This window comes from Prevotella phocaeensis, assembly GCF_900065875.1.
Lineage (GTDB): Bacteria > Bacteroidota > Bacteroidia > Bacteroidales > Bacteroidaceae > Prevotella > Prevotella phocaeensis.
Map to the genome: position 1 here is coordinate 85,006 of NZ_LT160626.1, position 21,227 is coordinate 106,232.

The 21,227-nt window shown below is 43.7% G+C and carries 16 protein-coding genes and 1 tRNA gene; 7 read left to right on the forward strand and 10 right to left on the reverse strand.

From position 1 onward, the window contains the following. The first annotated feature begins 271 nt into the window (after positions 1 to 271). Positions 272 to 697 (forward strand): plasmid mobilization protein, encoded by a 426-nt coding sequence (locus tag BN3912_RS08565; RefSeq protein ID WP_023983700.1) that lies wholly within the window; start codon positions 272 to 274, stop codon positions 695 to 697. Further along, positions 687 to 1,748 carry a relaxase/mobilization nuclease domain-containing protein gene (locus BN3912_RS08570; protein WP_023983699.1) on the forward strand — a complete coding sequence of 354 codons (1,062 nt, stop codon included), beginning with the start codon at positions 687 to 689 and terminating at the stop codon, positions 1,746 to 1,748. The genes BN3912_RS08565 and BN3912_RS08570 overlap by 11 nt, the downstream gene beginning before the upstream one ends. Positions 1,749 to 2,274: 526 nt before the next feature. On the opposite strand, the gene BN3912_RS08575 is transcribed toward BN3912_RS08570, so the two are convergent. From BN3912_RS08575 to BN3912_RS08615, 9 genes are read right to left on the reverse strand one after another with little or no spacing between them, the layout of a single operon-like run. After that, complete coding sequence (locus BN3912_RS08575; protein WP_023983697.1) at positions 2,275 to 3,189, reverse strand: hypothetical protein; 915 nt, start codon at positions 3,187 to 3,189, stop codon at positions 2,275 to 2,277. 24 nt (positions 3,190 to 3,213) lie between these two features. Next, positions 3,214 to 4,386 (reverse strand): fibronectin type III domain-containing protein, encoded by a 1,173-nt coding sequence (locus BN3912_RS08580; RefSeq protein WP_023983696.1) that lies wholly within the window; start codon positions 4,384 to 4,386, stop codon positions 3,214 to 3,216. Between the two features lie 23 nt (positions 4,387 to 4,409). Then, on the reverse strand, positions 4,410 to 5,603 hold the full coding sequence (locus BN3912_RS08585) for a DUF4856 domain-containing protein (RefSeq protein ID WP_023983695.1): 1,194 nt from the start codon (positions 5,601 to 5,603) through the stop codon (positions 4,410 to 4,412). A gap of 12 nt (positions 5,604 to 5,615) precedes the next feature. Next, a complete protein-coding gene (locus BN3912_RS08590) occupies positions 5,616 to 6,242 on the reverse strand; it encodes a hypothetical protein (protein ID WP_023983694.1) in 627 nt (208 codons plus the stop codon). Between the two features lie 54 nt (positions 6,243 to 6,296). Next, positions 6,297 to 7,331: a DUF4302 domain-containing protein gene (locus BN3912_RS08595; protein WP_023983693.1), complete on the reverse strand. Its 1,035-nt coding sequence runs from the start codon at positions 7,329 to 7,331 to the stop codon at positions 6,297 to 6,299. Positions 7,332 to 7,336: 5 nt separating this feature from the next. Next, positions 7,337 to 8,308: a putative zinc-binding metallopeptidase gene (locus BN3912_RS08600; protein WP_023983692.1), complete on the reverse strand. Its 972-nt coding sequence runs from the start codon at positions 8,306 to 8,308 to the stop codon at positions 7,337 to 7,339. A 24-nt stretch (positions 8,309 to 8,332) separates the two neighbouring features. Beyond that, the gene (locus BN3912_RS08605; protein WP_023983691.1) at positions 8,333 to 9,853 is read right to left on the reverse strand and encodes a RagB/SusD family nutrient uptake outer membrane protein; all 1,521 of its coding nucleotides are present in this window, start codon (positions 9,851 to 9,853) and stop codon (positions 8,333 to 8,335) included. A 12-nt stretch (positions 9,854 to 9,865) separates the two neighbouring features. Further along, the gene (locus BN3912_RS08610) at positions 9,866 to 13,240 is read right to left on the reverse strand and encodes a SusC/RagA family TonB-linked outer membrane protein (RefSeq protein WP_023983690.1); all 3,375 of its coding nucleotides are present in this window, start codon (positions 13,238 to 13,240) and stop codon (positions 9,866 to 9,868) included. 50 nt (positions 13,241 to 13,290) lie between these two features. After that, a complete protein-coding gene (locus BN3912_RS08615; RefSeq protein ID WP_195906776.1) occupies positions 13,291 to 15,546 on the reverse strand; it encodes a TonB-dependent receptor family protein in 2,256 nt (751 codons plus the stop codon). 423 nt (positions 15,547 to 15,969) lie between these two features. Between BN3912_RS08615 and BN3912_RS08620 the strand changes: the two genes are divergently transcribed. Further along, the gene (locus BN3912_RS08620; RefSeq protein ID WP_023983688.1) at positions 15,970 to 16,851 is read left to right on the forward strand and encodes a hypothetical protein; all 882 of its coding nucleotides are present in this window, start codon (positions 15,970 to 15,972) and stop codon (positions 16,849 to 16,851) included. 5 nt (positions 16,852 to 16,856) lie between these two features. Beyond that, positions 16,857 to 17,591, forward strand: a complete 735-nt coding sequence (locus BN3912_RS08625; RefSeq protein ID WP_023983687.1) for a hypothetical protein — start codon at positions 16,857 to 16,859, stop codon at positions 17,589 to 17,591. 308 nt (positions 17,592 to 17,899) lie between these two features. On the opposite strand, the gene BN3912_RS08630 is transcribed toward BN3912_RS08625, so the two are convergent. Next, positions 17,900 to 17,975: transfer RNA gene (locus BN3912_RS08630), tRNA-Pro, on the reverse strand. Between the two features lie 418 nt (positions 17,976 to 18,393). On the opposite strand from BN3912_RS08630, the gene BN3912_RS08635 reads away from it, so the two are divergent. From BN3912_RS08635 to BN3912_RS08645, 3 genes are read left to right on the forward strand one after another with little or no spacing between them, the layout of a single operon-like run. Then, positions 18,394 to 19,566, forward strand: a complete 1,173-nt coding sequence (locus BN3912_RS08635; protein ID WP_023983686.1) for a zinc-dependent metalloproteinase lipoprotein — start codon at positions 18,394 to 18,396, stop codon at positions 19,564 to 19,566. Positions 19,567 to 19,585: 19 nt separating this feature from the next. Further along, positions 19,586 to 20,830, forward strand: a complete 1,245-nt coding sequence (locus BN3912_RS08640) for a 3-phosphoshikimate 1-carboxyvinyltransferase (protein ID WP_023983685.1) — start codon at positions 19,586 to 19,588, stop codon at positions 20,828 to 20,830. Positions 20,831 to 20,834: 4 nt separating this feature from the next. Beyond that, complete coding sequence (locus BN3912_RS08645; protein ID WP_023983684.1) at positions 20,835 to 21,227, forward strand: hypothetical protein; 393 nt, start codon at positions 20,835 to 20,837, stop codon at positions 21,225 to 21,227.

Consider the following 21,227-nt stretch of genomic DNA (forward strand, 5'->3'; position numbering starts at 1 on the left):
CATTTGTCTAACATACTGAATGATGGGAACACCACGAACACAGTTAAACACAGAATGCACGGCATTCGCTTTTCGACTATAAAACGCCTTGTGCGTAAATGGTCTTATCACTGACATTGCAAGACGTCAGTTTGTACCCACAAACTGCTCTTGCTCCCCTCGTCTATCTATCGGGGAGATTAGACCATAATCACTCCGTTCTCATCGGTCAGCGTTCAGGAATTTAGAGGTAATAAATCATCTACAATGATTAACTTTCAAGGAAACTTATATGAAAAGATACAAAGGAAAAGCTACCCGATGGCAGCAACAGGATAAGGAAAATGAGCGGATGAACAAGACGGAGTTCATCAAGGTAAGATGTACCAGTGAAGAGAAGCAGCGTATCAAATCAAGGGCGGAAAGCACGGGACGGAAGTTCTCCGATTATTGTCGGGAAATACTCCTTAACGGAGAAGTAACAGCCGTTCCCAAGATGACAGACAATGAGAGGGAAGCCATTGCCATTCTCCAGCATACTGGAAGGTTCTATGGGCAGGTTTCCAATCTCATCAAGGTCAAGGACGAAAGGTGGGTACTCATCACAAAGAACCTTTCGCTATGTGCCAAAGAAGCATTTAAGCGATTTTACGACCCGCATTTTCGTGTGGATGATGAAATATATAAGGTCTTAAATCTAACAAGAAATGATAAGTAAATGTAAGGCGATAGCTCACGGCAGCACGGCTTTGGACTATATTTTCAGAGAGGGCAAGCTCGGTTATCGGCTTGCCTTCCACAACCTTTGCAGCAGGGAGCCAAAGGCTATCTATGAGGAAATGAAAGTGGTCAGCGACTACAACCGCCGTTGCAGGAACAAGTTTCTCCGTATCGAAATCGGCATCGCACCGCAGGACGAGAAAAAGCTACCTGTGTCAGAACTTATGCGGATAGCCCATTTGTTTGCCAAACGAATAGGACTTGACAACCACCAATGGGTGGCAGTAACGCACAAGGACACCGACAACACACACATTCACATCATCGCCAACCGCATCAGTCTGTATGGAGAGGTCTATGATACTACTTTTGTGAGCAACAGGGCTGCAAGGGTGGCAGAGGAAATCAGCAGGGAAAAAGGCTTGACCATTGCAAAAGAGATCAAGGCAGAAAGGAAATACCAAAAGGAAAAAGCCAGCCCTACAAGAGAGCAAACAAAGCAGCAGGTGCAGAAGATTTGCTACACCTTGCTTGACAAGTACAAAGGAACAGGCGTCACGGAGCATTCCATGTTCCTTTATGAATTGAACAAAAACGGCATTACCATAGAGCGTATGAAGAACAAGCAGGGCAAGGTCTATGGCTTGAAGTTCTCATACGCAGGGCAATCCTTCAAGGCTTCCGAAATCGGCAGGGAGTTCGGCTACCATTCCTTGCAGAAGAACTTTGAAACAACCAACAAGGAAGAATCAAGGAAACCACATCTAACAGTACAAGAGCCGACAGAAAAGAAAGAACAATCTGATGAGGGCTATCAGCTTGTACCTAAAAGCCGTTCATACATACCACTAGCATCAAAAGAAACTCCGCAGATTGCACAGGCTATCGATACAATAGCAGATGCAGCCATTAGCGCAATCGATGACGTAGTGGAAGGATTAGGAGATTTGATTACACCATCCGCTCATGGTGATGACTATGCCGAAACTGCATGGCAGCGCAAACTCAGAAACCAAGCTAACAAGAAAAAGAGAGGACGAGGATTATAATCCCATTACAGCGACAAAATCAGCATTACAAAAATGCAGAAAGAAGAATATCTCATTAAAAACGCTTGTTATTCGGTAACAAAGTATTATCTTTGCAAACAGAATAACAAGCGTTCTTTGTTAGGCAGAAAACAGCGAAGCCAAGTAGCTCGCTCGTTTCCAAATCGTTACCTATTTAGTTATACTAACAATGTAACTTCTTTATTTTCAATAAGTTGTATTTTAAGAATTATCTTCTTGTGCCATCTACGCAAAATCCCCCTAAAAGCAACCGGAAGACTTTTAGAGGGATTGTATTGTTAAAAGAACCTTACAAGTTTATTTCTCGATGCGTTTGATTACTTTTCCGTTGGAAAGTTTGATGATATTTAAGCCTTTTTGCGGGGGATGGATGTGCCGGCCTCCGGCGTTATAACGAGAAATCTCTTTGGCTTCGTTTATGATCAATATATAAATATTCTTATGTTTAAGGCGAGCGGATGCAGGTGGAGTCTGTGTTTCACGGAATTTCCATCGCTGCCGGCAGCTATCTCTTCTCGTACGGTATTACGAATTTATATCCGCGACCTCTAAGCACTACATCCTTTTCTCTTACCTCCTCTACGTATAATTTGTAGTTACCTTCTCTTAAATTGCTGTCGTCAAATTCGTCCGGATAGGTCATCGACAGCGAAATGTCCACATACGTTCCGGCCATAGGGTTGACAATTGCGGGAGTTATCTTCAACACCCTTCTCGACGAATAAGGACGTGCACCGCTGCAAAGCCATACTCCTATGCCCGATTTCCGCACGGCCATAACGGTATTCATCTGTACATATATGTTGTGTGAAGTGGTGCCGTAAATCCCCACTTTGCCTGCCGTACCGTCGCAACGCACCGTAACTTTCAGCGTTTTTTCTTTCTTGTTTTGCGAAATAACCTTAATCATAGCTTCGCCTTCATAGTTGGCTTTTATCTCCAGAATGTTCGTCTTGGCATTCCACTTGGCATCCATAATCTTGTCAGGATCATCTATTTTCAGGTCTACAATATCGCCTCCGCCGTTCAAACTAACGAATTTACTTTCGTCGCGAGGATAAAGTCGTATCTCCGATTGGCTGATACTAAGCTCCGGAACCACCACGTTAATCTCCACACGTCTCTTGAAATCTCCCGATATGATCGTGGCATAAGTGCGCCCTTCCCATATTCCGTTAATGCGCAATGTATCTTTGCTTATCTTTACACCTGCAATCTTAGAGTCGGCCACGTTGGCTGTATATTTGCCGTTACCGCCGCTCAGCAGGATTGTTCGGGTAGAAAGTTTATTGAGAGATACTTCGTTTAAATCTTCAGAACCCACTCGTATTTCCGATAAATTCTGTTTGTTGTCTTTATCGCAGGCAGCCAAACCGAACGTGCACAACAACAACAGCGAAAATATTATTATCTGTTTCATATTTTTTCCGATAGATATAATTTGTTAATCCACAATCAATTTATACTCTATATCCCATTTGCGTTCGGGTGTTTCAGCAATCTCTATCCGCAACAGATGTTCGCCTTTGCTTGCGAAGGTAATACTGCTGTCGGCGGGTGTAACGGCAACACCGTCTACCCAATAGCTTATTTGTGCATCCTTGTTGGCCAAGTCGTAGTAGAAAAGTCGTAGGGTTCGGGTACAAGTTCCTACCTCTCGTACCGTATATAAATAAGGTATACGCCCTTCTTCGTCTATTCCTCTGCTCATTTGTTGGGTTTTTCGTGTAACGGGAGCAGATGGTTCAGAGGCGTCAGGTCCTTTTACTGTGCGTATTCTGAATTGGTAAGATGTGTTCGGTTCCAACTGTTCAACTATGTAAGACGTAGCCTTTGTGGTAGCAAGAACTTGCTCATTCTGCAGTATCTGATAGCTTACACCGTCCTCATCGACGGCACTCCACGACAATTCTATTTCTCTCTGTTGCGGCACTGCTTTAATGTTAGAGGGGGGAACCAGCTTTGCTGATGGCGTTACCGCTTTGGTCTGTACGAATGAAACATCGTCTATAAGAATGTAACCGCCGGTATTTGCCGATTCCGGATCGCTCTCGAAAAACAATCCTACACCAGCTCTGTCTGCTCCGGCAGGGGCTTTGAAAGTCAATGTTTTCTGTTGCCAAGTATCCGAGAAGTTACTTGCTTTATCGTTCCAAGCCGCACGTGTATCCTTTTTGATAGATTTCGAACCTTTATACCAATCTACCGTAACTACGATATTTGGTTTTTTTGCTGTTCCTTTATACCAGTAGGAAAGACGATATTCACCGCCGGGATCGGCCATAATATGGTATGGATTGAAGTCTTTATCGCGCGAAAAGAACGATCCGCCGTTAGGATAAACCTTCACAGCAAACATGCCTTGGTGCGCATCTTTTACCCTCGAATAGGCCAAGGTAGAATTGAAATACCAGTAAAGTGGCTTCTGATAAGGATCGAAATTCATTGTTTTCTTCTTGTCTTCGTCTTCTTCATCGCTTTCATCTTCTGAAGATGGAGGTGTTGTCTTGGCATATTCTTCGAACCCTCCGTTAGGAATAAGCTCTTTCCCTAATTGGGCTTTTGCTGCAAGAGGTAAGAACATCAGCAGCAAAGCGATATATATATTATGTTTCATTATATATTATTTTGTATTAAAAATTAGTTGGAACGCTTGATATCGTCGGGTGTTAGGCCGTAATGTTTGCCTATGGAAGCGGCTATGTTCTTAAGAGAACCGTCTACAGTTTCTGCAGAGAGCAGTCGTTCCTTGTCCCATAAACCGTTTCCGGCGGTAAGCAGAGAGAGGTAATGCATTACCTCATCGTAAGAAAGATGGGGCTTGCCCGATTGCTGCAAGGTGAACTGAAGAGCGTAAAGAGCACCGTAACCTTGCGATAGAAATACCAAGGCGTTGTTCAAATCCTCGTCTATATTTACAGTAGTTATCTCGCCTATGAGCAGATGCATGGCACGTACGGCTGCCACCTTCGATAGTTCTGCACGGATTATCTGTAACTGGACGTGCACCTCTTCGTAACGAAAATCGGTGAGAGCAGCACGGCCGAGCGCAAACGCATTATAGATTTTTATACGGCTCTCGCGTAATACAGATAATGCATTTGTTTGTATAAAGGGCAACCAATACTGGTAATAACCGTAAGCCAAGTCCCAATGATGTTCGAGTTCTGTATAATTTCGCCCCGGTAGGAGGGTGGTGTTTTCGTGTTCTTTGCGCAAACGGGCGTCGTTGTACAGACTGTCGTTAAGGTGCACATTGAGTATTTTGTCTAAATAGATGCCACCCCAAACGATACCGTTAAATACTTCTGCCACCACTACCCCTTTCTCATTGGCAAAGGCGATGTTTATATCACCGATGGAAGTTCCCACGTATCCGCCTTGTCCTTGGCGGGCCTTTTGATTACGATAGGTGCCCGGACTGGGTTGAGACAGTCCGCTCAGCTTACCTGTAGTAGTAAAAATGTTTTCCACATCTTTTAATATACGCGCCCTGTCGGCTTCGTGCAGCGAAGATGCAGCCAACTCCTCTTTGGGCTTTAACCCGAATTCGCCGTTGGTAAAATAGTCTTGTACTTTTTCCATGTTGGCATTGTACATAATCAAGGCGTTCTTCAGATAACTGCTGTAGATATAGTCGATTGGATCTCGCAATAGGCTGCATTCCAGATAGTCTACACTGCTATTGCCGTTACGTTTAAACTGATAAGAGGGATCGGGTACCTGTGGTTCTCTGTAAGCCGACTCTACTGTTTCGCCTTCCCAGCTGTTACATGAAGCGAACATCAACGGTATAGCGAGCAATGTTATACAAATTGCAATATTCTTTTTCATATTCTTTATACATTAGGGTAAGATAATGTAACCGCAGAACGGAGCTTTTATCTTGTCGAGCCCTTCTTCGTTCTGATATTCGTGCACGCTGAGAGGTTTAACAATCGTAAAACCATCTTCAGATATGGCCAATATCTTGGCTTTGACAGACGAACTGCGAGGCCCCACACCGTTAACGCATAGGTACATAGGGTAGCCCGACTTTGCCGTGAAGGTTATAGTATCTTCCTTGTTGTTGGTTAGGAATATGTGTGCTGTACTGTCTCGTTTGTTAGACGATATGATACGCAGACGCTTGTCGGTATCTATATATCTGATGGTATACCGCGAGGTTAAATCGTCTTCGTCAATAAGTTCACCTGCAATATCCACCTCAGTGAACGAACACGTGAGCGTTACCTTGTAATTACGAACATTATCGGTAATATCTACTCCCGGATATACATAATCCGAGATAGGGGCATCGGGATCGCCCAATTGCACTACCTGATCTTCATACGAAACCTTGGGTTTCTCTACTCCGGGGAATGGAAAAAGCTTCTCATAATCCTCGTCTGCATAGTCTTCACTGCTGTGCGAGCAGCCCACAGTGAGCAAAGCAAGGCCGATAAAAGCATATTTTATCAAATTTATATTCATAATCTATTGTCCTTATTTCTATAACTTATTAACTTTACATCATGTGTTTGTCTGTCATTCTGCCGCCGCATCCCATATTTCCGCCTGCAGTCCGGTGGGCTCACCTTGCGGATGAAGGTGCTTACTTACTATGCGTGTGCTCCTTAACAAGGGCTCGTATACCGATACCAGCTCGGCAATAAAACGGTTACCTTTACGTTCAAAGTCGAAAAACATGGTTTTGTTATCGTATCGCAAACCTGCCCTGAACGTTATACCATGCTCTGTTCCGGCATATCCCGAGCCCAAACCGGTCATCTCTTTGGCAGGATATTCCGGTATAGGATTTCTTTTTTGCGTGAAAAGGAACAGGTAGTATTTCTTTTCCTTTATCTCTTTAAGCAGGGCCCGATTGGTTTCTACGTTTCGTTTAATGTATATATCGCTGCGGAAATAGGTACGCCCACCCTTGTGAATGTGTAGCTGTGGGTTCACCATCTGTTCGAAAAAAGTGCGGTTGGCATAAGCTTTTTGTACGAAATCTGCAGCCTCTTCAGCACTTTTCAGTTTGGTGAAAACGATATATTCGCGTGCCGGCTGAAGGTAAGATGCCGTGCGGAACATCAGATCACCGTCCTCGTTCTTACCCATATATAGAAAGTCTGACGAGCCTGCGAAGCGATCGTTCACGAGTTGGTGTATATAATTATAGGTAACGAAACTTAACTGTGTGAAGCTGTTGCGGCCTATCAAATACTCGCTCTTCATGGTTTCAACGGCCGTTCGGCTTGTAAAGTCGGCCAGCATCTCTACCGTATTGTCGGCCGAGAACTTCATGATAAAGCTGTCGCCCCCGTAACCGTAACGCCCGCGGAAGCCATTTTGAGGGATAATTTCAGAGGGGTTTGAGAACAACAGAGAGTCGGTTTTGGGGAAGTAGAGCACGCGCCAACCGTAAGTAGCTCCCACGAGTTCGTTCTTCAAAGCCGTAATACTTTCGTTACTGCGTTGCGAGGGAGATTTGTCGAATGCGTCGTCATTGCCCGAACATCCCGCCAACAACAGTGCCAATACTATATAACTATATTTAAATAAACGTATCTTATCCATTTTTTCTAATGCTGTTTTACGTAAAAGTTTATCCTTCTGACGCTGGTTACCTGCATCTGTTTAAGGTTTATATGCCAGCTCTTCTGCACGTATTCATCCACAAAAGCCTGCTTCTCCGTAAACTCTTTGTAGGCTTGTTCGGCCTCTTTGGCATAACGTGCGTTCACTTCGGGATCGATGTCCGTGTCGGGTGTTTTCGCCATGATACCGGCATCATACACCTCTTTGGGGGTACTGGTAAGCGTAGAACTGATGATTTCGGCAAAATCATCTTCTGCAGAAAGGAAAGAGAGCATAGTATAAAACCCTCTTTTGTTGGCATAGTCGGCCAATCCAAATTTCTCCTTTCCCGTACGGGCATAACTTAATGGTGGGGCTATTAGTTCGGTGGAACCCGTGTAACGGTGCCCGCTGATTGCTAAAAACTTATCGCGATCATAAGGAATAAGCTGCATCAAACGCTTGGCAAACTGATGATAAACGCTGCGCATCAGTACAAATACCTTGTCTGCATTGCCCGGATTAAAGTCGTTCACATTATATATACACATCTCGGCCGCCGTAAGTTGCGGGTTATAAAGGCGTTCTACCCCGTTTTCATCGGGGTTCCCTCCGCCGTACAGATACATCTTGATGGGTACACGGCCGAGCAAGAAATCTTCTCCGCCTACCTCTTTCAACCGGTAGGTCTCTATGCACAGCTCCTTGACTGCTTCGAGCACCGAGCGTACATTCTCTAATTTCGGCGGATAGATGAATGTTCCGGAGGCGCCGGCATGCTTTTCCCAGCGGTAAATAACCTCTATGCCGTAGGGTTTGGTTATATTTTCGAGAATCCAAGTATCCAATTGTGTAGGCTCTATCTGCTGCTTGCCGTCGTCTATAACGCTTCTGTCGTTAAGTGTTTCTTTGTTACATGCCGCCAGCCAAAGGACTGTACATATGGCAAGAATTATCTTTGTAGTTATCGTTTTCATTGTTCCTGTTTTATATAATACTGTTTATCTGCGAGGTTCGTTGCGCTCGCGAGGGTTGGCAGAAAGGCCTCTTTGAATGGCTTCGGTCGGTATCTGAAGCACTTTTCGCGGATCTTCTTTCTCTAAAGGAAAATAGTATGAACTCTTCGAAGAGCGTTTCACGGCCAAATGGAAGCGACGGATGTCGAACCAGCGCAGGCCTTCTTGGTAGAATTCCTTTTGCCGGAAATCGAGAAAGAGTTTCACCATAGCAAGCTGTTTCAGGGTAAGTCCGTAGAATGGAGTATAAACATTGTAGTTCTCGCTATTTGTAGAAGTGTACACGTTTCTATTGACCGAGGGCATAAAACCGAACTTCCCCTGCATATATTGCAGAAAATCGTCGATGGCACGATTATAGTTTTTCTGCATTGCATGGGCTTCCATACGGTTTAGGAGTACCTCGTCTGTCGAAAAGAGCACATTCGTAACATAAATGCCTCGCGGTTTCGTGCCTGTACTTTCCGAGTTGGAGAGCTCGTCGAACTTAGCCAGATAACGGCCGGTTGTAACGGGTGCTACCGATGACGTGAAAATGTAAGTGCCTATGAAGTTCATTTTGGAGTAATCGCCCCCGCCTTCAATACCCTTTTGGGCGAATATCTTGTCTACCGTTCCGAAGGTAGAACCGTACTTATCTGTAGGTATTGTGCGTGCCAGACGTGACTCTGTGCTGACCAACAGCAGGTTGGCAGGTTCATTCGTAGCGGCATATTTGCGATAAAGGTTTTGGTGATTGAACTCTAATTCGTTGGCATATTGTGTCCAAGGCCTTAGTTGTGTCTTCGGATCTCCGCCAAGTACGTAGTCTGCATAGGCTATTACCTGCTTCCATTCGCCTTTCATAAGATAGAAACGAGATGCGAATGCATAGGCTGCCTTTTTATTGAAATGGAATTTGGGGTGCTTGTAATAGGTATCCGAAACCAAGGATATACCTAATTTCAGGTCTTTTTCTATCCGGTCGTATACCTCGTTAACCGTACCGCGTTGATAATCTACCAAAGCATTTTTCTCGGGTTTTGTGATATAGGGGATACCCGGATTGGTGGATTTTCCACCATATGGCTCCGACCAAATGTTGACCAACATGAAATGTAGGTAAGCTCTTAGCAAGAAAGCCTCTCCGTATAGGGCTTTTACGCGTTCGCTTTTCGGATAACGGCTTAAAAGTTCTAAGGCCTTATTGGCTTGCGCAATTCCCTTGTAACAGGCATTCCAATAGTTCAAGGGGGTATCGAGATCTTCCTGATCGTAGTCTTCCCAAAAGAACATAGCCTCGTTCAAACGAGAATGAATGCCGTTGGTACGCTCATCGACATTATCGGTACGCGGTTCCAAGAACGGGATGTAGCTTGCCTCGGGATAAGCTCCGGTGAGCAATTCTGCTATCTTTTCTTCCGAATTAATGTCGACATCAAGCTCCGAATCCGGACTTTTATCAAGGAAGCCATTACATCCTGTGCACAGCAAAGCTACTGTGAATAGCAATATATTTCTTTTCATATTTTTGTTATGTTAGAAACCTATGTTCAATGTTAAGGTATATTGTTTGGGAGTAGGAAGCGATACACCGCCCGATTTATAATACTCCGGGTCTTGTCCTTTGAGCTTCTTATCCGAATAAATCAGGAAAGGATTGGTGATATTTAGGCGCAAGTTCATTGTATGTAGCTTCATCTTTTTAAGGAATTTATCAGGAATATTATATCCTAACGATATATTTTTCATACGTACAAAGCTTCCGTCTGCAACCATTTTCTGTGAGTAATTATAGGTATTATAGGCACGTTCGATGTTTTCTTTGCCCACTTTCGCAATCAATTCCTGCGACGGAAGTACCGGAATATCGGTCTTTAACTCATCTCCCGGATTGAGCCAACGGTTGTAATATGATTTGGAAAAGACATTAAGATCGCCGAATTCGGGATCGAAAGTGGGGTTCAGACGTATCTTATTTCCTGCCTGCATGGTTACGAAGAACGACAATTCCCAGTCTTTATATTTAAGAGTATTCGACAAACCGCCTATCACTTGCGGTTCTATAGGGCCATGATATAAGAGATATGATTTGGCATATTGCGTATCAAGAAAGTCGGCTCCGGCAATATTAGAGTACTCTCCTTGACTGGAAGGATATAGTCCGAAGTCGAATGTTGGCAGGCCATTGTTGTTCAATCCTTGAAAGTTGAATGAGAAAAGCGAACCTCTCGGATAGCCTACGATATTGCCGCGTCCCCTTCCTGCCACCATATCGAAGGCATTAGGCGTATTCAACAGGCGTGTTATTTTCTGATTCATCGCACTCAATGTAAGGCTTGTACTCCAGTTAAATGTTCCTGTTACGATGTTCTTGGTATGTACGCCAAGCTCTATGCCTCGTGTGCGCATATCGCCGAAGTTGGCATATTTGTAGTATTGCCCCCCCACGCCAGAAGTGCGTACAAGGTCGATCAAATCGAAAGTATTGCGTTGATACACGTCGAGTGTTGTGCTGATGCGATTGTTAAACAGGCCCAATTCCACACCTATATTTAGCTCGTACATCTTTTCCCATGTAAGGTCTCTGTTCTCAAGATGCAGAATATTGAGTTTATTCTCTCGGTCCTTGAAATGATAGCGGTTTACAATACCGCCTTTAAAAATAGAATTGGCGTTGATAGCTTCTTCGTTCATCTTCGCCGTAAGGCCGTAGCTGGCACGCAAGGCCAATCTTGAAATGGTACTGTTGCCTTTCATAAACGCCTCTTGGTCTATGTTCCATTTGGCTCCGATGTTCCATGTAGGCAGCCATAAAGCCCTTGCTCCCTTGCCAGAAGTATTGGAACCCTCGCAATTGAATACCATATTGAAGACGTATTTGCCTGCATAACCGTACGTACCGTTAAAGGAGAACGTTACTCCACGGTCGTTTCGTTTGTGCAGATTGAAGTAGCTATTGCCTTCGTTGATAAGTTTATCGAATATCAACGGGTTGGTATATATCTGATTTCCCCTGTCGTATTGGATGCCGTATCCTTGGAAAGGGTTGACGGTACGCACGGCCGAACGTATTTCGGTAAAGGCAAAAGCCTTTACATCGTGCTGGTCGATACGTTTATCAAAGTCGAACGCAATACGTGCCAAGAAGCTTTTTAGCGAGGCTTCTGTCTTGTTAAGGATGCCACCATGTGTCAATCCCACCTTTGGTTGCAGCAACGGATTGTCTTTGTCGTGTACTAAATAGATGTTCTGCTGTGCTACGAACGGATTTTCGTTTGCGCGATATGCCTGTACTACATTAGAATTTTCGTATATTTCATGCGTGGTTGTGGTGTATGCTTGCCGTGTAGAAACCAACGTTTTTATAGCTAAATCGGTGTTCACCCTATAGGTTGCCTCGCCTTGTAGCTTAAAGTCTAAGACGTTGATGTTCATTTTGTTATTGGCATATTCGTTCAGAATGTTGAACGGAGCCCAGTTGTTGCGATAATATTCAAGGCTGCCGTTTTCGTTGTAAGGCCGAAGGGTGCGGCTCGTTCCGAGAGCATACGAGAACGGGTTGATATCGAAATCGCGTTCAAAGGTACCGATCGCGTTGTTTTTACGTTGCGGCATAGTGCCCGGGGCTTTCTGTGAACGAATGTTACCCTGTGCCGTAAGTGTGGTTATGAGTTTATCGTTGATGTAGAAGGTGTTCTTTATATTGGCGGTAAGTCTGCGAACATTGTCGGCAATAGTCCATCCTCCGTCGTAATAAAAGCCTATGGAAGCGTAGGTGGCCGTATTTTTACCGCCGCCGGAAAGCGTTATAGAATGGTTGGTGATAGGCTTCATGGTAAATAGAAGATCGAACCAGTTGGTATTGGCATATTCTCGTTTGCGCAGAAAATCCATCTTTGCCTCGGGTGTGTTAGGAAGATAATAAGTGCCCGTGGCGGGATTGATGGTGCTTATTCCTTTGTATAGCTGGTAATATATTCCGCTTCGTCTTCCGTAAAGAGAGTTGCTGATGCCGAAATATCCCTTGTCGTTCATTTCTTGATAGAGCGACATCGTTTCTTGAGAATTCAGTAAATCGAAGTCGGCATAGCGGGGTTTCAGACGTACAGTATTCTCCGTAGAGTAGCTTATACGCAGGGGAGAGTTTTTTCTGCCCGACTTTGTTGTTATTACGATTACACCATTCAATGCCCGTGCGCCGTATACCGATGTGGCCGAAGCGTCTTTCAGTACTTGTATGTCTTGTATGTCGGCCGGATTGAGGCCCGATACAGCAGAACTAATCAGCGTTACGGCGTCGCCGGATGCCAACTGATCAATGCTTAGGTGTACAAGATCTTCGTACACGGCGCCATCGATAACCCAGAGAGGTTGCACGTTTCCGATGATGGAAGCGCCCCCTCGTATGTTGATGCGGGGTGCTGAACCGAACGTTCCCGATATATTCTGTATCGACAAACCGGGCACACGCCCTTCGAGCATGCGAGATACGTCGGCAATTCCTTCGAGCTTGATGTCGTTCATTTTTACCGATGTTGCAGCACCGGTGTACACCCTGTTACGGATATTTTGGTAACCTGTTATCACTACTTCGTCTACCTGATGGCTGTTGTCATATAATGTAATGTCCATAGATAGTGCTGTTATCTTGACTCGTCGTGTAGCCATCCCGATATAGCTCACCTGCAAAGTTTGCCCCGGTGTAGCATTTATCGTGAATTGTCCTTTCGCATTCGTAACGGCTTTTATCTGTGTACCCACGACATTGACGTATGCTCCCACGAGTGTTTCGCCTTGTTCCGTCTTTACTGTACCCGTTATAATATCTCCGGATTGTGCTATCGCGGCAAGCGATACGAGTACCAATAGGCACACGGCAAAGACTTTTTTAATATTTGCTTGTATATACATTATTGAATTAATAACTGTTTATTTGTCGTTTAAATAGAAATTGTAGTTTCTTATAGATGCACTTGTAATCCTCCGTAGATACCGAACGGATGGCCGGCCCTAAGTCCTGACGGATGTCGCGATACCAAATACTTACGATTGGTTAAGTTGATAGCATTCACAGTTAGAGTAACGTATTTGTTGATATGCCCTTTCAACGAGGCGTCTAAGATAAGATGAGCAGGGATTTTCTCACGTTCTGCAATCTTTCCTTGTCCGGGTATGGTTCGCATATCGCCGTTGTAGCGCAAGCCGAAGTTGGCTTCCACTCGTTTGTGTTCGATACTTACCTGTGCATTGAAGGCATGCTTGTAAATATAGGGTATTTCATCGCCATAAGCAACGTTACCCCATGCCGAACTTGTGAAAGCGTTCTTCATCTTGGTGTTGGTATAAGTATAAGAGAGTTGGATAGGAAGTTGCACCGCGAAACGCTTGGGTAATGGCAGATAATGCAACATCAATTCCAAACCGTTTACAACAGCTTTGCCCACATTAAACTGGTCGAGCGTGCCTTGACCGCCCTGTGCAGCCAAGTCGCTTCCCAACATATTGGAGTAATTGTTATTGAATATTATCGCTTCAAACTTCAACTTCTGCATCGTGAGGCGTAGTCCGGTTTCCACGTTCACACTACTTTCGGCCTTTTGGTTGAGCGTGGCGCTGGGCGGGGCGAACCCTTTATGAATACCGCCGAATACTGAAAAGATGGGTAGCAGCCTCATATTGATGCCCAAACCCGGCAAAAGTGCCCGTGCATGATTAGGTGTTTCTATGCGTACTTTGCCTGTACGACGGGGATCGGCCTTGGTATAATCGCGTTTCAACAGCTTTACGTCTTCGTAACGCATGCCGGCCGTTACGGTAAAAATGCCTTTCGACCACTTTCCTAACCAATAACCAGACCAAGCATGAGCAGTGGTTATGCGGTTTGCATTGCTGCCCGGAAGCCCTGCTAAGAACAGGCTCATACGGCCGTTTTGTATAGAATAACCGTCGTCTTGCTGAAATCTGTCTTCACTGTCGGCATGATATCGCACTCCTAACTCTGCAGTGAAATAGCCGCCGCCTAACATTGTACGGTATTCACCTTTCGACTGTACGCCACGCGAATGGTACACGCGATGGTTGGCACGCAACATCAGAGCCTCGCCAATATAATCTTTTTTACCCGTAACAATATCGAAATAATCTTTATTGGTTTCCGGATCAGCGAGCACATCATCAATCGATCGGCGCTCTGCCTTGGTAATGCCGGCGCGTACTTCGTTAAGTTTATACCAGTTACGGAAGAAGTAATTGTAATATAGGTTTGTGGTTATTTTCAATTTGTTGCCGGCTTCAATCAGGTAAGTGGCAACCCATTGGGCGTGTCGAGTTCGAAGATTGTCTTTTTGAGCGCCCGCATAACGGAAGTAGGGGCGTGTAGCAAAATCGTTTTCCGATAGTCCTAAGTAAGTTTCATCGGAATTTTCGTTGGCAAAACCGAACTTCAATTCAAACAAGTGATTTACTCCTTCAGTTTTGTTGGTTTGTGCTGAGAGTTTTACGATGAGATCATTGCGTTTGAATCCTGTGCGTTCGTTTGGCTCATCCTTGCGGAATCCATCCGATTGATAGCGCAGATATTCTACTAAAAATCCCACGTACTTGAATTTGTTTCCTACGCTTAAATATGATTTGAGCGTATTGTAGCTGCCGTAAGATGTGTTAAGTTTGGCAGTAAACTTATTAGGAATTGGCGTCGATACCATATTAATGGCGCCTCCGGTAGTAAACGGACCGTATTGTACCTGACTGCTTCCTTTCAATACCTCAATGGCATACATGCGTCCGGCATTAGGAAAATAATAGGCTGCCGGTGCGGCATAAGGGGCCGGAGCGGCCAACACGCCGTCTTCCATCAGCGAGATACGTTCGCTTCGCTCTGCTTTCGTACCGCGTAAACTGATATTCGGGCGTAAGCCGAAGCCGTCTTCTTCATAGACATTCACGCCCGGTACGCTCTTTAGCATACGGTTGATATCGGTATAACCGAACCTTCCTATTTCTTGTGGAGAGATATAATAAGCCGATCCCGTGCGGTTACGAGCCTCGAACTTACTACCTAACATCTGATTGGAACGTACCACCACCTCAGTTATCCTGTGTACCGAATCTGTCATGGCGTTCTTTCTTTCGTCTTTTGAGCCTTCCTGTAATTGTGCATACATGCCTAATGGTGTCAGTGCAATGAGCAGGGGCAGCATTTTCATTCTATAACGCATAATCAAAAAAATCAAACTTATATGGCCTCTTTCCCGTCATCATACCCACGCTGGTACGATTGTTACAAACAAATAACGTTTGTCATAAAGCGAATAAGTTCACTCTTAAATAAATTATAAATTTCGCGGCAAAGGTAATTATTTTTGTTTATCTTCGCAATCATCATTTCTTAGTATTTTGTAAAAACACGCTATATTGACCGAGAGATACTTATTCTTTAGAGCCTTTCTCTTTTGTTATTATATCACTGTATGTTCTTTTCGTGTGGCTGTTTTTCTACATATTTTGTTTAATTACAATTTACTTTGCCGTTACATTACCTATGGCTATCCGTTTTAGAAATACCGAATATAAAAAATATCTCTACCGTTTGTGTGATATACATATATTGTCTATCTTTGTACCAAGTTAAAAATACCGCAATGAAGAGGTTTGCTTGTTTACTGGGAATAGCTTTCTTGGCCGTTTCGTTTGCCGGTCTATGGTGGTTCGGAATGCAGCTTCCCTTGGGTTTTAATCCTCATAGTTTGGCCGATCTGGGCCGGATGGAGGTGGATGTAGATAGCTTTGTTACGAAAAGGATGCATGGAATACGCGAAATTCTTTATTTCGGACAACCGGAATGGGCCAATGTCAACATCGTTATTCGTACCACCGACGATCAGGAGAAATGCCGGATCACATACCCGAAAGACTTGATTAAGGTTACGAGAGTGGGCGGCATGCTGCGCTGTACCGTTACCAAGAAAGGCGCAGCCCTTGATACAAACGAGAAACATAAGCTCGTTCATAAGTATTCGGATGAAGATCTGCGTATATTGAGAGGATGGGACGAGGAGCATCCCCTCTATTCCCTTGACGACGAAAGAGAAATGCAAGAAGACTCAGGTGGGAATCTTTTCGTTTACATAACGGTGATGAACTCGCTTTGGGCCATAGAGATAGATAATGATTGTTCGGTGTATTTCATAGATGCCAAGCTGAAAAGTCTGGGGTGCTATAACAATGGAAATGTGCGATTTTACGGTAATACACAAATCGATTATCTCTATTCGTCATGGTATGGCTTTGATCTGGGACGGGCACATATCAAGAAGATGGAAGTAGAGGCGAACGGATATGTGAGATTTGGCGATAGTCGGTGCAAGGTGGATAGCATGCTCTTTACCGGAAAAGGTAATATAGAAGAACTTACTTTCGCTTCTTACGGTAAGATAAAAGTCAAAGAGAAAGCCTATGGCGACCTGACCTATGGGGAAGACAGTATTCCCCTTGCAAAAGTAATCAGGAACAAATACAAGTAAAGACGATGGAAATACAATACGATAATACATTCAACGTGTGCTTTGCGTCGTTGTGGAACACGCTGAAAAAGTTCAGAATAGCGTTTACGATCTGTGTGTTTATAGTGTTCTTTTTGGTCGATCTTTTCATAACGGCTATAAGTGGAATGGGCTCGCCCACGGGAAATTCCGGTCGCAGTGGGAGAGAAGTTGCCCTTTACCTTTTCCCCGTATTGTTGTTTGCCGGCACCGTTATCGCCTCTTTGGCAATGTGGGATGCCGGCGATGAGCACGGGGAGAACGGTCTGCATCGCAAAGTAAGCGTATTCATGGAATGGTTTGTGCGGTGGCTTATTTATGTGTTGCTGCCGTTTCTGTTCATGATATTCGGCATTTATTTAATGGATGCTTTCATTGTAGGCCGGTCCAACGAGTGTATAGCGATCGAAGGGTTCGGCTTCGATGATATGAGTAAGGCCTACGGTTTTCCTACCTACCTCTTCGTGGTGTCGCTTTACTTCCTTGGAGCCACCTATTTTAAAAGGTGCGCCATTGTCGCTGTATCGCTGATTGCGGGTGTTTTAGGTTTCATACTATTACAGATATTGCCCAATAGAATATGGTACACTTCCGAACCGACCGTGCCTTCGTATGGCTTCATCGCCTTTCTTATCGGCATGTCGATATGTGCTTTCGTACTTTCTTATATAAACCTAAGAATTTTACGGAGGCAAAATAGCGACAAACAAGTTGGTTCGTAAGGGCAGAAAGCAAACTGAAGTATGTTTGGAAAAGCCGAGTTTGCCTTATGCAGATGGCTTTATAAATATTGTTAGCGATTTAAAATGATCTGATACCAAATGCATACATTCAATAGTGTATGCAAGATAAAATATACTTTATTTGGTATTTTAAAACGATAACAATTTAAATATTTCTTTAGTTTTTGGAATGAAATACCCTGTAATTGGTAATTAACTATGCAATAAAATACTTCACCGACTTTTCACCGATTACCTTACTACCGATAAAGTATAATGCGTTATCTTCTAATAGATTGACCTTAAAATGGTCGGGATTACTGGACTCGAACCAGCGACCTCGCGCCCCCCAGACGTGTGCGCTACCAACTGCGCCAAATCCCGAATATTGCCTTTCAGCGATTGCAAAGGTACATACTCTGCTGCAATCTACCAAATTTAACCGATACTTTTTAATTCTTAAATCATATTTTTAAGGATGTAAGCCAGTCGGGTGATGGAAACAAACTGTGTAGACATGCTTTCTGTCGGCCGTACATTTATGTTGTATAAGGCATACACGCTCATTGTATGAAAGATAAATATCGCTTTCTGTGGTCGGAAAAAGATGTTCTGACAGTAGATTATTGTCATGCTTCCATACTCTGGATGATTATATTAGAATGATAACCAATTATTTATAAAGGTGCTGGTATATGTCAGAAAAAAGATAAATATTTGTTTTATTATATTCTTTTATTCCAAAATATCGTATAATCTATATTATTTCGTAACTTTGCATCATTAATTATAATGTAGAAAAATGAAGATATATCTGTATTTGTTATTAGCAACAACGTTGTTGGTTGCTTCTTGTAAAAGCGATGACAATCTCGAGGACGAAAAACAAGTACACAATACTGAATACGATCAGGATGAGGATAACACTACCCAAGAGATCAACGACAGCTATGTGTACAAGCTTCCTGTAATATTCCATGTAATTTATAACAATAGAACAAACTCTAAACAATACGTCTCGCAAAGCAGACTGGCAACCATTCTTTCTCGTGTGAACGAACTTTATAAAGGAAATATTTACGGAAAGAGCGAGAATATAAATGTTGAGTTTCAGCTTGCCACAAACGATGAGAAAGGAAATAAACTTGCGTCACCGGGTGTTGAATACATCGAATGGGATGAAGATTATCCAATTGATCCGTACAAAATCATGGGAAGCAAGGGAAGAGCATACACGAAATATATTTGGAATCCGAACGAATATATTAATATAATGGTGTACAATTTTGCTACAGATGAAGATACCGATGGCATTACTTTGGGCATCAGTCATATGCCTTATGTCATAAAGAATGATTCGGCTTTGGCCGGTTTGAGCGTTGTTAATCAGACTACACTGTCTAAGGAAAATCTGGGATACGCCTATTGCTCCTCCATCAATAGTCTGTATATCGACGAAGAGTCTACAAGATACGATGCCGATAAGGGAAAAAAATCTTATAATTACAATTCGTCTGACGTGATTGTTACGCTGGCTCATGAGCTAGGACATTACTTAGGACTCCATCATACATTCACACAACGAACCCAAGACCAAAGCTATGAAATGGTTGACTCGTGCGGAGATACCGATTTTTGTAAGGATACGCCAAGCTACAACCGTATTGCTTATCAAAGAGAATTGAAGAATTATCTGGCTTATTCTAAAGATGATATTGATATAAGATATCTTTTAAGAAGGAGCAATTGTAATGGTAGTGATTTCTATTCGGAAAATCTGATGGATTATTCCATCAGCTATAGCTTCAGTTTTTCGCCGGAGCAAAAGCAAAGAATTAGAAAAGTGTTGTATTACAGTCCGCTTATACCCGGCCCGAAACTACAGCCCGGCACCAATAGACGGTTGGTTACAACAAAGGGAACCGGTAAAGAAACCGGTAAGGTGCTCGATTTACCCATCGTATTCGTAAAATAGATTTATATTATTCGCAGATATGCAATATTCTATTTATGCTCCCGAATGTATTGACACCATTATTAAACTTCCAGCATCCAAAAGTATCAGTAATCGTGCGCTGATTATACATGCGCTGACAGGTGGCAGTTTGTTGCCCGAAAACATCTCGGACTGCGACGATACGTCTGTGATTGTTCATGCATTGCGATATATGCCCGAAGTAATAGACATAAAAGCAGCTGGCACCGCTATGCGTTTCCTTACGGCTTATCTGGCAGCAACGGATGGGCATCATATCATAACCGGAACCGATCGCATGCAGCAGCGGCCTATCAAAATATTGGTGGAAGCGCTGAGATATCTGGGAGCCGATATCACTTATTTAGGCAAAGAAGGCTATCCGCCACTTGAAATAAAAGGGAGACAGCTCGATGGGGGGCACTTAGAGATAGCGGGCGACGTAAGTTCACAATATATTTCGGCATTGTTGATGATTGGTCCGGCATTGAAGAACGGGCTCGAATTGAAACTTAATGGCGAGATTGCTTCGCGTCCGTATATAGAACTAACGCTCTGGATGATGAAAGAATTCGGTGCTGATGCGGAGTGGAGTGATATCGATACTATCACTATTATGCCGAAATCCTACCAGAGCAGACCTTATACAATCGAAAGCGACTGGAGCGGGGCCTCGTATTGGTACGAGATAATGGCATTGGGTAACAAGGATGCAAAGCTTAGATTGAGAGGCTTGACCGACGGCTCGAAACAAGGAGATTCCGTGGTGAAATATCTTTTCTCGCTGCTTGGTGTCAAGACAACCTTTGAAAATAGGAAAGAGAACCGTGCCCCCGATGTCATATTAACAAGACATGAAGGTGCCGTACCAAGATTAGATTACGATTTCATTAATTCTCCTGACCTCGCACAAACCTTTGTCGTATGCTGTGCACTTATGGAAATTCCGTTTCATTTTACAGGCCTTGCCAGCCTACGCATTAAGGAAACAGATCGTATAGAGGCGCTACGGAAAGAACTGAAAAAACTCGGATGTTTAGTAAAGGAGAGTAACGGGAGTGAGTTGATATGGGCTGGTGAACACTGCACACCAACGCCGGAACCGATAGATACTTACGAAGATCACCGCATGGCACTGTCGTTTGCTCCGGCTGCGTATAGGTTTCCCGGTATAACAATCAACCATCCGCAGGTGGTAACCAAATCTTATCCCGCTTTTTGGAACGATATAAAAAGTGCCGGTTTCTCCATTCTCGAAAAATAAGAAGATGGTCTATCTCGTTATCTCGTTGGTCATGCTTGGCGTTATTTGCGTACTCGCAGAGGTTCTTTCCAAACATAAAAATGGAAATGAAGAGAAAGTAATACCGTCGGTGCCTACCTGTGCTACTTGTACAGGAGAAGATGAGCGATGCGAACAGGAATGTATGATGGAGGCATCGCTGAAAGATATAGAATATTATAACGACGAAGAACTCGATATTTTTAAAGGTCGACCGTCTGATAGTTATACGGAGAAAGAGGTAGAACAATTTGCGGATGTACTTTACACAATGCGTCAAGACGAGGTGAAAGGATGGAATCGAAGTCTCATACTTCGTGGTATCAACCTGCCTAACCAATTGAAAGATGAGGTTATCATGATTATAGACAACAATTAA